The sequence below is a fragment of the Agrococcus sp. Marseille-P2731 genome, from assembly GCF_900117395.1.
GTDB lineage: Bacteria > Actinomycetota > Actinomycetes > Actinomycetales > Microbacteriaceae > Agrococcus.
The window spans coordinates 576,868-591,201 of sequence record NZ_FPEG01000003.1 but is presented as its reverse complement, the minus strand read 5'-3'; the positions used below and the strand labels follow the sequence as shown (position 1 = coordinate 591,201).

11 protein-coding genes are annotated in these 14,334 nt (G+C 74.0%); 7 read left to right on the top strand and 4 right to left on the bottom strand.

Going from position 1 to position 14,334, the window contains the following annotated elements:
- Nucleotides 1–20: 20 nt before the first annotated feature.
- Complete coding sequence (locus BQ6202_RS10980) at nucleotides 21–680, top strand: TrmH family RNA methyltransferase (RefSeq protein WP_072314485.1); 660 nt, start codon at nucleotides 21–23, stop codon at nucleotides 678–680.
- Between the two features lie 196 nt (nucleotides 681–876).
- Here the strand turns inward: BQ6202_RS10980 and BQ6202_RS10975 are convergent, their stop codons facing one another.
- A complete protein-coding gene (locus BQ6202_RS10975) occupies nucleotides 877–1,674 on the bottom strand; it encodes a DNA-formamidopyrimidine glycosylase family protein (protein WP_072315119.1) in 798 nt (265 codons plus the stop codon).
- Nucleotides 1,675–1,702: 28 nt separating this feature from the next.
- A complete protein-coding gene (locus tag BQ6202_RS10970) occupies nucleotides 1,703–6,385 on the bottom strand; it encodes an Lhr family helicase (protein WP_072314484.1) in 4,683 nt (1,560 codons plus the stop codon).
- A gap of 52 nt (nucleotides 6,386–6,437) precedes the next feature.
- Between BQ6202_RS10970 and BQ6202_RS10965 the strand changes: the two genes are divergently transcribed.
- From BQ6202_RS10965 to BQ6202_RS10955, 3 genes are read left to right on the top strand one after another with little or no spacing between them, the layout of a single operon-like run.
- The gene (locus BQ6202_RS10965; RefSeq protein ID WP_083587217.1) at nucleotides 6,438–7,469 is read left to right on the top strand and encodes a hypothetical protein; all 1,032 of its coding nucleotides are present in this window, start codon (nucleotides 6,438–6,440) and stop codon (nucleotides 7,467–7,469) included.
- Nucleotides 7,466–8,761, top strand: coding sequence for a PIG-L family deacetylase (locus tag BQ6202_RS10960; RefSeq protein WP_072315117.1), 1,296 nt, complete (start codon nucleotides 7,466–7,468; stop codon nucleotides 8,759–8,761). Before BQ6202_RS10965 ends, BQ6202_RS10960 begins: the two co-directional genes overlap by 4 nt.
- Nucleotides 8,762–8,793: 32 nt before the next feature.
- Nucleotides 8,794–9,489, top strand: coding sequence for a glycosyltransferase family 2 protein (locus BQ6202_RS10955; protein ID WP_159433641.1), 696 nt, complete (start codon nucleotides 8,794–8,796; stop codon nucleotides 9,487–9,489).
- 34 nt (nucleotides 9,490–9,523) lie between these two features.
- Here the strand turns inward: BQ6202_RS10955 and argG are convergent, their stop codons facing one another.
- Nucleotides 9,524–10,945, bottom strand: coding sequence for an argininosuccinate synthase (argG, locus tag BQ6202_RS10950; protein WP_072314483.1), 1,422 nt, complete (start codon nucleotides 10,943–10,945; stop codon nucleotides 9,524–9,526).
- Between the two features lie 178 nt (nucleotides 10,946–11,123).
- On the opposite strand from argG, the gene BQ6202_RS10945 reads away from it, so the two are divergent.
- The 3 genes from BQ6202_RS10945 (at nucleotide 11,124) to BQ6202_RS10935 (ending at nucleotide 13,528) form a co-directional block, all read left to right on the top strand.
- On the top strand, nucleotides 11,124–11,564 hold the full coding sequence (locus tag BQ6202_RS10945; RefSeq protein ID WP_072314482.1) for an SRPBCC family protein: 441 nt from the start codon (nucleotides 11,124–11,126) through the stop codon (nucleotides 11,562–11,564).
- Nucleotides 11,565–11,637: 73 nt separating this feature from the next.
- Nucleotides 11,638–12,120: an SRPBCC family protein gene (locus BQ6202_RS10940; RefSeq protein WP_072314481.1), complete on the top strand. Its 483-nt coding sequence runs from the start codon at nucleotides 11,638–11,640 to the stop codon at nucleotides 12,118–12,120.
- Between the two features lie 58 nt (nucleotides 12,121–12,178).
- The gene (locus BQ6202_RS10935) at nucleotides 12,179–13,528 is read left to right on the top strand and encodes a TIGR01777 family oxidoreductase (protein WP_072314480.1); all 1,350 of its coding nucleotides are present in this window, start codon (nucleotides 12,179–12,181) and stop codon (nucleotides 13,526–13,528) included.
- A gap of 20 nt (nucleotides 13,529–13,548) precedes the next feature.
- Here the strand turns inward: BQ6202_RS10935 and BQ6202_RS10930 are convergent, their stop codons facing one another.
- Nucleotides 13,549–14,334: an IclR family transcriptional regulator gene (locus tag BQ6202_RS10930; protein ID WP_072314479.1), complete on the bottom strand. Its 786-nt coding sequence runs from the start codon at nucleotides 14,332–14,334 to the stop codon at nucleotides 13,549–13,551.

Genomic DNA, 14,334 nt, shown 5'->3' with positions numbered 1-14,334 from the left:
GCCGCCCGTAGCCTGGAGGCATGCAGCCACCGGTGACACGCCCCGACGCCGACGAGCCCCAGCTGGCCGTCGGCGTCGGGCCGTTCGCGGGCGAGTGGCCGAGCGACGAGCGCCTCGACCCCGAGCTGCTCGAGCATGGCGATCGGCGCAACGTCGTCGACCGCTACCGCTACTGGCGGCACGAGGCGATCGTGGCCGACCTCGACACGCGCCGGCACCCCTTCCACGTCGCGATCGAGAACTGGCAGCACGACCTCAACATCGGGTCGATCGTGCGCACCGCCAACGCGTTCACCGCATCCGCCGTGCACATCATCGGCAAGCGCCGGTGGAACCGCCGCGGCGCCATGGTCACCGACCGCTACCAGCACGTGCTGCACCACGAGACGACGGATGCGTTCACCGCGTGGGCGCGCGGTGCGGGCCTGACCGTCGTGGCCGTCGACAACACCGAGGGCAGCGTGCCCGTCGACGCGGCGCCGCTGCCGGAGCGCTGCGTGCTGCTGTTCGGCCAGGAGGGGCCGGGGCTGACCGAGGCGGCGGTCGCGGCCGCGGATGCGCACGTCGCGATCCGCCAGTTCGGCTCGACCCGCTCGATCAACGCCGCAGCGGCAGCCGCCATCGTGATGCACGAGTGGATCCGCGCGCACGCCGCCGTCCCTCCCGCCTCCGCTGGCTGAGGAGGCCGCGGGCGCAGCCCACAGCCGTCTCGAAGCCCCCGCCCCGCCCCGCCCCGCTCCGCCCGAGCACAACGCAAGCACCGCAGCCCTCTCGCGGGGCGAACGCCGCTTCTGGCCCCCGCAGCCCGCTGTTCCTCGTCGCCGGGCTTGCGTTGTGCGGACGGCCGTCGGGAGGGCGCGCCGCGGGACAGAGCCGCTACGCGGCTGCCGGCTCCGGCTGGCACCTGGGGCACCACTGCACCTGCCGCAGCATCCCGTCCTCGAGCCCGAGCTGCGCATCCCTGATGCGCGTGCCGCACCGCCTGCACGGCTGGCCGCCGCGCCCATAGACCCACGTCCGCCGGCCGTTGCGCGTGTCGCCCGTGAACGTGCGCTCGGTGCGCTCGCGATTGGCGACCATCAGCCGCCTCGCGAGCGCGACGAGCCGCTCCACATCGACCTCGCCCACGGGCGTCGCCGGGTGCACGCCGCGCAGGAAGCACAGCTCGCCGCGGTACACGTTGCCGAGCCCGGCGACGGCGTGCTGGTCGAGCAGCGCGACGCCCACCGGCGCCCCGGTCGCGCGCAGCCTCCGCGCGGCCTCCGCGGCCATCTCCTCGTCCCATCCCTCGTCGAGCAGGTCGGGGCCGAGGTAGCCGAGCGTCTCGAGGTCGCCCGCGCGCGGCAGCAGCTCGAGCACCGGCAGGCTCGACCCGACGATCTCGTGCTGGTCGGTGGCGAGCACGACGCGGATGGTGTGGGTCGCGACGGGCGCGCGGCGACCGGGCTCGAGCACGTGCCACAGCCCGTCCATGCCGGCGTGGGAGTGGATCGTGAAGCGCTCGCCGCGCATGAGCAGGTGCTTGCCGACCGCTCGCACCTCGTCGATGCGCTCCCCGGCGAGGTCGGCGGTGGCGAGCGAGGGCACCCGGAAGTCGCTCCGCAGCAGCTCGCGCCCGGCCATCGCCGCGCCCAGGCGCACGGCGGCGCGGTAGATCGTGTCTCCCTCGGGCATCAGCGTGCCGCCGCGATCGCGCAGCGCATCACGGCCCGATCCGGTAGCCGCGGGGCGTGCGGCGCAGGCCTGCCCGTTCGAAGATGGGCGCCAGGTCGGCCTCCAGCGAGGAGCGACCGTCGACCTGCTCGAGCACGCGCCGACGGCCTCCGAGCCGCGCCACCGCATCCGCGAGGCTCTCGAGCGCTCGCACCAGCAGGTCGTCGTCCTCGGCGAAGGTCAACAGCGACTTGCCGCCGCGCTCGAGGTGCAGCACCGGCCGCCCGGAGGCGATGGTCGTCAGCGACCCGACCCGTCGGGTGGGACGGTGGTCGCCGCGCGCCTCGGGCCACGGCAGCGCAGCGCCGAAGGGGTTCGCGGGATCGACGGCCGAGACCGTCGCGATCGCGTCGCTGGGGCCGCTCGACTGCCGGGCCCGCAGCGCATCCACCACCGGGGAGTCCGCGAACTGCGCGGCGCCCAGCCCGTCGACGAAGTACCCGCGGCGCGTGTGCCCGGCCTCCTCGAAGGCCTTGAGCACCTGGTAGACACCGTGGAACCCTCCCGGCACGTCCTCGGCGACGACGCTGCCGCGCGTGACGACGCCGTAGCGCGCGAGCAGCGCGTCGGCGGTGGCGGCGGCCAGCTCGGTCGGGGCGCCCGCCGGCCTCGACGCCAGCAGCCAGCGGCCCGCGAGCAGCGGCATCGCGTCGGTGCGGGAGGGGCGGGCGAGCCCGATGCGGCGGCGACTCGCCGGTGCCGAGCGTCGGCTGGGCGCGGGTGCCGTGCGCGCCCGCACGCCCAGCAGGTGCGCGCGCATCGGCGCGATCGTGTCGTTGGTCACGCGCCCGGCCCACACCAGCGGCCACAGCACATCCGCCAGCCGCGCCGGATCGAGCGCGACCATGTCGCCGAGCTGGCGGGCGAAGAGCGCACCGCCCTCGCCGAGCGCCGCGAGGATCGCCGCAGCCTCCGGGTCGTCGTGGTCGAGGTCGCGTCGCTGCGCGACGGTGTCGGCCGCGCGCAGCACGATCCGCCCGTCCTTGCCGGCGAGCGCACCGGCGCCGACCCAGCTGATGAGGCCGCTCGCGGTGAGCTCATCGAGCATCGAGGGGCGGTAGCCCTTCACGCGCGAGGGCAGGATGAGCGTCTCGAGCGCGCTGAGGGGCAGCGGCAGGCCATCGAGGCCGTCGAGCGCCTCGAGCAGGCCGTCCGCGCCGGTCAGTGGCCGCGTGACGTGCTGGTGCGCGAGCAGGTGGTCGGCGAAGACGGCATGGTCCACCGGTTCGACGTCGCTGCGCAGCGCTTGCAGGCTGCGACGCTTGAGCTTCGTCAGGACCTGGGCGTCGATCCACTCCTCGCCGGAGCCGCCGGGCCGGTAGGCGCCGGAGAGCACGCGGCCCTGCGCCTCGAGCGCGCGCAGCGCCGACCGCGCGACGGCCGGCGCGAGGCCGAGGCGCGCCCCGACGTCCTCGACGGTGAAGGGGCCATGGGTCCTGGCGTGGCGAGCCACGACGTCGCCGATCGGGTCGAGCACCGTGTCGAGGAGCGCTGACGGCACCCCGGGCGGCGGGGGCACACCGAGCGCATCCCGCAGCCTGGCGACGTCCTCGATCGCGGCGATGCGCTCCTCGTCGGCGACGCGCACCCGCACCGCGCGCCGGGCATCGACGAGCTGCTCGGCGATCGCCGCCGCGCCATCGCGATCGAGCGCGGCGTCGTCGGCGCCCTCGATGCGGGCGGCGAGCTCGTCGACGGTGAGCGGGCCGAGCAGCCGCAGCAGGTCGGCGGCCCCCTCGACACCGCGCGCGCGACGGTCGGGGGCGAGCCGCTGCAGCTCGAGCTCGATCCGGTCCACGATGAGCGGGTCCAGCAGCTCGCGCAGCGCCGTCGTGCCGAGCACCTCGGCGAGCAGCGTGGGGTCGAGCGTGAGGGCAGCGGCCCGCCGCTCGGCCAGCGGTGCATCGCCCTCGTAGAGGAAGGCGCCCACGTAGCCGAACAGCAGGTGGTGGGCGAAGGGCGAGGGGCTCGGCGTCTCGACCTCGACGACGCGAAGGTCGCCGTGCTGCAGCCGCTCGGCGATGGAGCGCAGCGCCGGCAGGTCGTAGGCGTCCTGCAGCACCTCGCGCAGCGCCTCGAGCACGATCGGGAAGTCGGGGTAGCGCTTGGCGACGTCGAGCAGCTGCGCCGCGCGCTGCCGCTGCTGCCAGAGCGGCGCGCGCCGGGCGGGGTCACGCTTGGGCAGCAGCAGCGCTCGCGCCGCGCACTCGCGGAACCGGCTCGCGAACAGCGCGGTGCCACCCGCCTCCGTCTCGACGACGCGCTCGAGCTCCTCGGGCTCGAAGCGGATGAGGTCGGCACCGGGCGGATCGGCGTCAGAATCGGGGATGCGGATCACGATGCCGTCGTCGGAGGCCATGGCCGCGGCCCCCATGTCCTTGTCCTCGCGCAGCCGCCGGTCGATCGCGAGCGCCCACGGCGCATGCACGCGTCGGCCGAAGGGGGAGTGGACGATGAGGCGCCAGTCGCCGAGCTCGTCGCGGGAGCGCTCGACGACGAGCTGCTGGTCGGTGGGCACGGCGCCGGTGGCGGCCAGCTGGTCGCGCACGTAGGCCTCGAGGTTGCGGCGCGCCCGCTCGTCGGAGTGCGGGAGGTCGACGGCCTTGCCATCGCTCAGCCCGGCGGCGAGCTCCGCGGTGGCGCGGCCGATGGAGGCGCCGAGGTCGGCGGGCCTGCCCTCGTTGTCGCCGTGCCAGAAGGGCAGCTTGCCCACCTCGCCGAACGCGGGCACGACGAGCACGCGGTCGTGCGTGATGTCGACGACCCGCCAGCTCGTGGCACCGAGCGCGAAGACGTCGCCGTTGCGCGTCTCGTAGACCATCTCCTCGTCGAGCTCGCCCACGCGCGCGCCCGGCTTGCCCTCCTGCCCAGAGAGGAAGACGCCGAACAGCCCGCGGTCGGGGATGGTGCCGCCGCTCGAGACGGCGATGCGCTGGGCGCTCGGGCGGCCGGCGATGGTGCCTGCGTCGCGGTCCCAGATCACGCGCGGTCGCAGCTCGGCGAACTCGTCGCTCGGGTAGACGCCCGCCACGAGGTCGAGGGTCGCGTCGAAGGCGCCGCGCGAGAGCTGCGCGAAGGGCGCAGCGCGCCGCACGGTCTGGAACCACTCGTCGACGACCAGCTCATCCATCGCGGCGGCCGCGACGGTCTGCTGGGCGAGCACGTCGAGCGGGTGCCGGGGCATGCGGATCGGCTCCAGCTCGCCGCGCGCCATGCGATCGGCGACCACCGTCGCGTGCAGCAGGTCGGCGCGGTGCTTCGGGATGATGACACCGCGGGAGGCGTCACCCACGTTGTGTCCCGCACGGCCGACGCGCTGCAGGCCGCTCGCGGTGCTCGGGGGTGCCTCGACCTGCACGACCAGGTCGACCTCGCCCATGTCGATGCCGAGCTCGAGGCTCGAGGTCGCGACCACGCAGCGCAGCCGCCCCGACTTCAGCTGATCCTCGATCTCGGCGCGCTGCTCCTTCGACACCGAGCCGTGGTGCGCGCGCGCGAGCGGCGGCACCTCGGCCTCGTCGGTGCCCGCCGCCTCGCGCGCCGCGGCGCGCTCTGCGAGGCGCAGGCGGATGTGCTCCGACACGTCGCGCAGGATCACGCGGCTGCCGCCGTCGTCGCCGCCGCTGGTCGAGGCGCGCGCGCCGGAGGCGCTCGCGTCACCGCCGCTGGTCGAGGAGCGCGCGCCGGAGGCGCTCGCGTCACGAGACCCCTCCGCCTCATCCAACCGCTCCTGATCGAGCTCGTTGAGCCGCGCCGTCAGCCGTTCGGCCGCTCGCCTGGCGTTCACGAACACGATGGTCGAGCGGTGCCGGTCGACGAGCTCGAGCAGCTCGCGCTCGATGTGCGGCCAGATCGACGGCTGGTCGGGCTTCGTCGACCCGAACGCGCTGCCGGTGGGCGCCGCCTCCTCGCGCGCTGGCCCGCGCAGGTCGGTCATGTCGTCGACCGGCACGGTGATCGTGAGCTCGATGCGCTTCTCGCTCGGCGGCGCCACCACGGTCACCGGCGCCGGCCCGCCGAGGAAGGCGGCGACCTCCTCCGCCGGGCGCACCGTCGCCGACAGGCCGATGCGCTGCGCCGGCTTCGCCAGCTGTGCGTCGAGCCGCTCGAGGCTCAGCGCCAGGTGCGAGCCGCGCTTGGTGGGCACGACTGCGTGCACCTCGTCGATGATGACGGTCTCGACGGTGCGGAGCGTCTCCCGAGCCTTGCTCGTCAGCAGCAGGAAGAGCGACTCGGGCGTGGTGATGAGGATGTCGGGCGGATGCTTCGCCTGCGCTCGACGCTCCTCCTGGGGCGTGTCGCCGGTGCGGAGGCCGATCCTGATCTGAGGTGGCTCTGCGCCGTCGGCGCGGCCGCGTGCGGCGATGCCGGCCAGCGGTGCACGCAGGTTGCGGTCGACGTCGACGGCCAGCGCCTTCAGCGGCGAGACGTAGAGGACGCGCACGCCCGGCTCGCGCACCTCGTGCGGCTCCGCATCCTCGCGCTGCAGCTTGTCGAGCGACCAGAGGAACGCGGCGAGCGTCTTGCCGGAGCCGGTCGGCGCGACCACGAGCGTGTGCTCGCCGCGCGAGATGGCGGCCCACGCCTGGGCCTGTGCCGCCGTCGGAGCACGGAACGCTCCCGCGAACCACGCTCGGGTCGCGGGGGAGAACTGCTCGAGCCCATCGCTCATCCGCTCAGTACAGCACAGCAGCCTTGGGGGACAGCCGGTGGAGAATGGAGCAATGCCAGAGCCCGTGCCCGCCACAACACCGATCGAGGCCGGGGCAGTGACGATCGAGGACGGGACGGGCGCACAGGCGCTGCTGACCGCGCTCGGATCGCTGCCCGCGAGCGTCGCTGATGCGCTCGCCGCGGCCCCCGCGCTCGCGGCCAGCACATCGCTCCCGGCCGCCGGCCGCACCGCAGCGCGGTTCGAGGCGCTCGCGACCCTCGGCGCGCGCGATCTCGAGGTCGCGCGGGCGATCGAGCCGCACCTCGACGCGGTGGCGATCCTGGCCGAGGCGGGGATCCAGCCCGCCCCCGGCGCATACGGCGTCTTCGCGGCAGAGGGGCCCGGCGCGCGGCTCGAGCTGCGCGAGGGGCGGCTGGTGGGCGAGAAGCCGTGGTGCTCGCTCGCCGACCGGCTCGATCGCGCCCTGGTCTCCGCGTGGTCGGGCGAGGAGCGCGTGCTCGTCGACGTCGACCTGCGCCAGTCGGGCGTCGAGGTCATGGCGGATGCGTGGCATGCGCGGGGCCTCGCCGGCATCCCGTCCGGCCCGGTGCGCTTCGACCGCGCGGCCGCCGAGCCGGTCGGCGAGCCCGGCTGGTACCTGCGACGCCCCGGCTTCGCGTGGGGCGGCATCGGGGTCGCGGCGTGCTGGCACGGCGGCGCCGTGGCGATCGCGCGCCGACTGCTGCGAGCGACGGCGGATGCGCCGCTGCGACTGGCGCACCTGGGCGCCGTCGACGAGGCGCTCACCGCATCCCGCCTCGCGCTCGCCGACGCCGCCCGGCGCATCGACGCGGGTGATGCCTCGGTGGATCCCGCCACGCTCGCGCTCCGCACGCGCGGCATCGTCGCGCGAGCCGTCGACGAGGTGCTCGAGCGCGTCGGCCGAGCGCTCGGCCCCGCGCCGCTCGCGCTCGAAGCCGAGCACGCGCGCCGCGTCGCCGACCTGCAGCTCTATGTGCGCCAGCACCACGCCGAGCGCGACCAGGCATCCCTCGGTGCCGCGATCGCCGCTCGCGCGGCGGCCGGATCGCAGCAGTGGTGAGCGCGCCCCGCTTCGAGGGCGACGACGCCGGCACGCCGCACGAGGCCTGGCTCGAGAGCGCAGCGCTGCGCGCCGCGCCCGTGCTCGATCGCCAGCCGGGCGCCTTGCTCGTCGTCGCCGCGCACCCCGATGACGAGGTGCTCGGCGCCTTCGGCTCGATCCACGAGGCTGCCCGGCGCGGCATCCCCGTCACCGTCGTGGTCGCGAGCGACGGCGAGGGCTCGCACCCCGGCTCGCCGACGCTGTCGCAGGCAGCGCTCGCGCAGCAGCGTCGCACCGAGCAGGAGGCGGCGCTCGCGGGCACCGGGGCACACATCCTCCGACTCGGGCTTCCCGACGGAGCGCTGCGGCGCCACCGCCGCGAGCTGGTGGCAGCCATCGCGCCGCTCATCGCCGCGCTGCCGAGCGACGCGCGCGTGATCGCGCCCTGGGCGCGCGACGGGCACCCCGATCACGAGCTCGTCGGCGACGCGGTCGCGGCCATCGCGCGAGAAGCGGGCCGCGAGTGCGCATGGGCGCCCATCTGGGCGTGGCTCTGGGGTGAGCCCGGCCTGCTCGACGACGTCGCGCTGCACCGCTTGCCGCTCGACGCCGACGCCCGCGAGGTCAAGGCGCGCGCGATCGCGGCCCACCGCTCGCAGATCGCGGCGCTGTCGCCGGATCCTGCCGATCGCGCCGTGCTCAGTCCCTCGATGCTCGCCCGATTTGCCGGTGACGAGTGGCTGGTGCTCGCGCCGCCCGCCCGACCGATGCCCTTCGACGAGCGCTACGCCGACGAGGGCGACCCCTGGTCGACGCGCACCGCCTGGTACGAGCGACGCAAGCGCGCACTCGTGCTCGCCGCCCTGCCAGAGCAGCACTACCGGCTCGCGGTCGAAGTGGGCTGCGGCACCGCGATGCTCACGGCTGAGCTCGCGACGCGCTGCGATGCCGCGCTCGGAGTGGACGCCTCGCTGCCGGCGCTCGCCGAGGCGCGGCGCACGATCGCCGGGCGCACGAACGCGTGGGTCGAGCACCGAGCCGTCCACGACGGCCTGCCGCGAGCCGATGTCGACCTGATCGTGCTCAGCGAGATCGGTTCCTACGTCGAGGCGGATGCGCTCCGCGGCATCCTGCACGAGGCGCGCGACGCCGGTGCGCAGGTCGTGCTCTGCCACTGGCGTGGCGAGGGCGAGGATCTCCTCGCCTCCGCCGAGCAGGTGCATGCGCTCGCGGCTGGCACCACCGGCATGCGGCGCGTGGTCGAGCACCGCGACGCGGCGTTCCTGCTCGATGTGCTGGTGCCGTCGTGAGCGCGGCCGTCGTGAGCGCGGGGATGAGCAGCGTGCCGATCGAGCGCGTGCTCGTGGTCGTGCCCGCCCGCGACGAGGCCGCGAGCGTCGGCGCGTGCGTCGAGAGCGTCGCGGCAGCGCTCGACCGACTCACCGCTCGCTCGCCGCACGTCGAGGCGCGGCTGCTGGTCGTCGCCGACGCCTGCGTCGACGGCACCGCGGGCGTCGCGCGCAGCGCGGGCGCCGAGGTGCTCGAGATCGATGCCGCCTCGGTCGGCGCAGCGCGGCGCGAGGGCATCGCGCACGGGCTCGCCCGCTGGCCGGCGGCCGACGCGCTCGCGGCGACCTGGGTGGCGACCACCGATGCCGACAGCGTTGTGCCGCACTCGTGGCTGCTCGACCACCTGGCTGCGGCCGACGGCGGATGCGACCTGCTCGTCGGGCGCGTGGTGCCGCACGGGCCGTTGCGCGCGCCCGTGCTCGCGGCGTGGCACGCCGCGCACGACCGGCTCCCTGTCGGTGCCGCGGTGCACGGCGCGAACCTCGGGGTGCGCGCCTCGGCGCTCGAGGTCGTGGGCGGGATCGCGCCGATGCGCCTGCACGAGGATGTCGATCTGGTCGCCCGGATGCGCGCGGCGGGCGCCGTGATCGATGACCGGCAGCGGCCTCCCGTGCGCACCTCAGCGCGCACGCGCAGCCGCGTGGAGGGCGGCTTCGCCTCCTACCTCGCCGCGCTGGGCCAGCCGTAGCCGGGCCAGCCGCCGTCGAGGCGGCGTGCGGTGCCTAGTCGGTGCCCAGATCCATCGCCGCGCGGTCGTTCCACTGCTCGACCGCCTCGGGGTCGGCATCGGGCGAGACCATGATCTCGGCCGCGCGACCTGCCTCGAGGGCACCGAGCAGCTTCGCCGTCTCGCCCTCGACGAGGCCTGCCGCCGCGTAGCCCTCCAGGCGGGAGCGCGAGTCGGCGATGTCGAGGTTGCGCATCGTCAGCTGGCCGATGCGGTCCTCCGGTCCGAAGGCGGCATCGCCGACGCGCTCCATCGAGAGCTTGTCGGGGTGGTACGAGAAGCCCTCGCCGCGGGTGTCGATGATCGAGTAGTCCTCGCCGCGACGCAGTCGCAGCACGACCTCGCCGGTGACCGACGAGCCCACCCAGCGCTGGATCGACTCGCGCAGCATCAGCGACTGCGGGTCGAGCCAGCGGCCCTCGTACATCAGGCGCCCGAGTCGGCGGCCCTGCTCGTGGTAGGTCGCGATGGTGTCCTCGTTGTGGATCGCGTTCAGCAGGCGCTCGTACGCGATGTGCAGCAGCGCCATGCCCGGCGCCTCGTAGATGCCGCGGCTCTTCGCCTCGATGATGCGGTTCTCGATCTGGTCGCTCATGCCCAGGCCGTGGCGGCCGCCGATCGTGTTCGCCTCCATGACGAGCGCCACCGCATCCGGGAACGTCGTGCCGTTGATCGCCACGGGGCGACCGGCCTCGAAACGGATCGCGACGTCCTCCGTCGGGATCGCGACCGACTCGTCCCAGAACTTGACGCCCATGATGGGCTCGACGACCTCCATCGACTCGTCCAGGTGCTCGAGCGTCTTGGCCTCGTGCGTCGCGCCCCAGATGTTGGCGTCGGTCGAGTAGGCCTTCTCGGTCGCGTCGCGGTAGGGGTAGCCGTGCTCGACGAGCCACTCCGACATCTCCTTGCGGCCGCCGAGCTCTGTCACGAAGCGCGCGTCGAGCCAGGGCTTGTAGATCCGCAGCCCCGGGTTCGCCATGAGCCCGTAGCGGTAGAACCGCTCGATGTCGTTGCCCTTGTAGGTCGAGCCGTCGCCCCAGATCTCGACGCCGTCCTCCTTCATGGCGCGCACGAGCAGCATGCCGGTGACGGCGCGGCCGAGCGGCGTGGTGTTGAAGTAGGTGCGACCGCCGGAGCGGATGTGGAAGGCGCCGGTCGCGAGGGCGACGAGGCCCTCCTCGACGAGCGCGGCCTTGGCGTCGACGAGTCGCGAGCCCTCTGCGCCGTACTCGGTGGCGCGCCCAGGGACCGCGTCGATGTCGGGCTCGTCGTACTGCCCGATGTCGGCGGTGTAGGTGAAGGGCACGGCGCCGTTGTGCCGCATCCACGCGACGGCGCACGACGTGTCGAGCCCGCCCGAGAAGGCGATGCCGACGCGCTCGCCGACGGGGAGTGAGGAGAGGACCTTGGACATGCCTCAATCCTATTCCGGATGCGCGGGCCTGATTCCGGTGGCCGAAGCGGCTGGCGGGCAACCTGGGAGTCCGCCCATTGTTGGCCCTTGGGGCGTATGTCACGCTGAGGTAACGGGGTACAGATTGCGTATCCCGGCCCGGTATCCGGGCAGGGGCACGGCGCAGGGGAGACGGGCGATGCAGGTCGACGAACGGATCGAGGTGGCGGCTCCGCGAGCGGAGGTCTTCCGCCTCTGGAGCGCGTTCGACGAGTTCCCGCACTTCATGACCGGCGTGGAGTCCGTCTTCGCCGAGACCGCGGTGCGACTGCGGTGGCGAGTCGCCATCGACGGCGTCGAGCCGTCGTTCTACGCACTGGTCACCGAGCGCGTCCCCGACGAGCGCATCGCCTGGCAGAGCGTCGACCTGACCACCATGGGGTGGTGGGTCGAGCTCGCTGACCTCGGCGCCGATCGGACCCTCATGACCGTCCGGGTGATCTGGGCGCCGAGGGGCGACGACCGCTCGCCTGCCGGAGCCCCTGAGCTCGACGAGCTCACCATCCGCTGCGACCTCCAGCGGTTCCGCGCGCTCGCCGAGGCGCGAGCGGCCGCGGCGCTGCCGGCCCAAGCCGCCTGAACGTCGGGCACGCGGTCCTCGCGGATCGCGCTGCCCGCGCCTGATCCATCGTCCGACCGAGAGGAATGCAGACATGCCCAAGCTCACCGACTCCATCGATGTCAACGCACCCATCAGCGCCGTCTACGCGCTCTGGACCCAGTTCGAGGACTTCCCGAAGTTCATGGGCGGCGTGGAATCCATCACGCAGCTGGACGACAAGCGCCTCCACTGGGTCGTCTCGATCGCGGGGGTCGAGCGCGAGTTCGACGCCGAGATCACCGAGCAGCACCTGGACGAGCGCGTCGCCTGGACCTCGACCGACGGCGAGACCCACGCCGGCGTCGTGACCTTCCACCGCATCGACGACGACCAGACGCGCGTCTCGCTGCAGCTCGACTGGAAGCCGCAGGGCATCGTCGAGAAGGCCGGCGCGCTGCTGCAGATCGATGACCTGCAGATCGGCAAGGATCTGCGCACCTTCAAGGAGCTCGCCGAGCAGGCGCCCGCGGAGCACGCGGCGAACTCGGGCTGGGAGGGCGACATCGAGCGCCCGGCCGACAGCACCGGGCACTAGCCCCGGTCGACTCCCGAAGACCGAGGGAGCGCAGAGGCGCAGCGAGTACGGTGCCGCCATGGGCATCCAGCACTGGAGCACGATCGCCGCACCGCTCGACGAGGTCTTCGACTGGCACACCCGCCCCGGTGCGCTGCAGCGGCTCATGCCGCCGTGGCTGCCGGGGCGGGTTCGTCGTGAGGCCGAATCGCTCGCCGACGGCCGGGCAGAGCTCGCGCTCCCCGGCGGGCAGATCTGGGTGGCGCAGCACGACCCCGAGGGCTACGTGGCCGGTCGTGCGTTCGTCGACGAGCGCATCGACGAGGGCGTGACCTCTGCTGCGCTGTCGCCCGTGCGCTGGCATCACGAGCATCGCTTCGAGGCGGTCGACCTGCCCGCGGGCGTCGGCACCCGGATGCACGACATCGTCGACACCCCCGTCGGCTCGCAGGTGCTGCGGCCGATGTTCGCCTACCGCCACCAGCAGCTCGCCGACGACATCCGACGGCACCGGGAGCTCGGGATGGAGCCGCTCACCGTCGCGGTCACGGGCGGCGGCGGTCTCATCGGCACCGCGCTCCGCGCGTTCCTCACCACGGGTGGGCACACCGTGATCCGTCTCGTGCGGCGCGAGGCCGGGCCGGGGGAGCGGCGCTGGGATCCGGCTGCGCCGGCCGACGATCTGCTCGACGGTGTCGACGCGGTGGTGCACCTCGCCGGTGCCTCGATCTTCGGCCGCTTCGACGCGGGGCACCGAGACAGCATCCGCAGCAGCCGCGTCGGCCCGACGCGCCGGCTCGCCGAGCTCGCGGCCGCGAGCGGCGTGCGCACCTTCGTCAGCGCATCCGGCATCGGCTGGTACGGCAGCGATCGCGGCGAGTCGACGCTCGCCGAGACGAGCGGCGGCGGGCAGGGCTTCCTCGCGGAGGTCGTCGCCGATTGGGAGGCGGAGTCCCGGGCCGGGCACGGGATGCGCAGCGTGCAGGTGCGCACCGGGCTGGTGCTCTCGCCCCGCGGCGGCATCCTGCAGGTGCTGCGCCCGATCTACCAGGCGGGGCTCGGCGGGCCGCTCGCGGGTGGCGCCCACTGGCAGTCGTGGATCGACCTCGACGACCTCGTCGACATCTACGTGCGCGCGCTCGTCGACGCGCATCTCGAGGGGCCGGTGAACGCGGTCGCTCCCGAGCCGGTGCGGCAGGAGGAGTTCGCGTCGGTGCTGGCATCGGTGCTGCATCGCCCGGCGCTGCTGCCGACGCCTGCGCTCGGGCCGCGCATCCTGCTCGGGCAGCAGGGCATGCAGGAGCTGGCGCTCGCGAACCAGCACGTGGTGCCGGAGGTGCTCGCGGCGATCGGCCACCGCTTCCGCCGACCGCGACTGGAGGATGCGCTGCGGCACCAGCTCGGCAGGCAGCGGGAAGCCGGCCGGTAGGCCGCCGGATCCAGCCCGGCTCAGGCGGTCGGCGCCCCGAGCGCGCGCGAGATCGCGTCCGCTGCGGCGATCGCCTGCGGCGCGAGCTGCTCGATGCTGGAACCCGGGTGCTCGAGCGCGATCGACGAGATCGAGATGCCGTAGGTCGTGCGGCCCAGGTGGTCGCGAATCGGAGCGGACACGCAGACGGTGCCGCGCTCGTTCTCGCCCAGGTCGAGCGCGTAGCCCCGCTCGCGCACGCGCGCGAGCTCCTCGTGCAGCAGCGCCGGCTCGGTGATGGTGTCCTCGGTGCGGGCGGGCAGCCCCACCGAAGCGATCAGCTGGTCGACGCGCTCGGCGGGCCACCCCGCGAGCACCGCCTTGCCCATGCCCGAGCAGTGCATCGGCATCGACAGCCCCACGCGCGAGGCCATCCGGTAGGGCTTCGAGGAGTCCTTGCGGACCACGTAGACCATCTCGAACCCGTTCGCGATGCCCACGTGGATGGTGCAGTCGACCTCTGCGACGAGCCGATCGACGATCGGGCCGGCGATCGCCGAGATGTCGATGTGCGAGACGGCACGCCCCGCGATCCGCAGGAAGCGGGCCCCTGGCTGGTAGCCGCGCTCGGCGTCGCCGGTGATGAACTCCTGCTCGACGAGGGTCGCGAGGATCCGGTGCACGGTCGCCTTCGCGAGCCCGGACTCCTCCACGATGTCGGTGAACCGGTCGTGGAGGATCGCGGCCTCGAGCACGCGCAGCGTCTTCTCGCTCGCACCCCCGGAGGGGGCTGCGCTCGTGTCGAGCACCTTCGCCTCAGCAGTCAT

What these genes read in the sequence shown, in the direction of transcription:
- BQ6202_RS10935 (WP_072314480.1), top strand. Translation starts at nt 12,179, where the DNA reads ATGGGCATCCAGCACTGGAGCACGATCGCCGCACCGCTCGACGAGGTC.
- BQ6202_RS10945 (WP_072314482.1), top strand. Translation starts at nt 11,124, where the DNA reads ATGCAGGTCGACGAACGGATCGAGGTGGCGGCTCCGCGAGCGGAGGTC.
- BQ6202_RS10980 (WP_072314485.1), top strand. Translation starts at nt 21, where the DNA reads ATGCAGCCACCGGTGACACGCCCCGACGCCGACGAGCCCCAGCTGGCC.
- argG (WP_072314483.1), bottom strand. Translation starts at nt 10,945, where the DNA reads ATGTCCAAGGTCCTCTCCTCACTCCCCGTCGGCGAGCGCGTCGGCATC.
- BQ6202_RS10970 (WP_072314484.1), bottom strand. Translation starts at nt 6,385, where the DNA reads ATGAGCGATGGGCTCGAGCAGTTCTCCCCCGCGACCCGAGCGTGGTTC.
- BQ6202_RS10930 (WP_072314479.1), bottom strand. Translation starts at nt 14,334, where the DNA reads ATGACTGCTGAGGCGAAGGTGCTCGACACGAGCGCAGCCCCCTCCGGG.
- BQ6202_RS10975 (WP_072315119.1), bottom strand. Translation starts at nt 1,674, where the DNA reads ATGCCCGAGGGAGACACGATCTACCGCGCCGCCGTGCGCCTGGGCGCG.
- BQ6202_RS10940 (WP_072314481.1), top strand. Translation starts at nt 11,638, where the DNA reads ATGCCCAAGCTCACCGACTCCATCGATGTCAACGCACCCATCAGCGCC.
- BQ6202_RS10965 (WP_083587217.1), top strand. Translation starts at nt 6,438, where the DNA reads ATGCCAGAGCCCGTGCCCGCCACAACACCGATCGAGGCCGGGGCAGTG.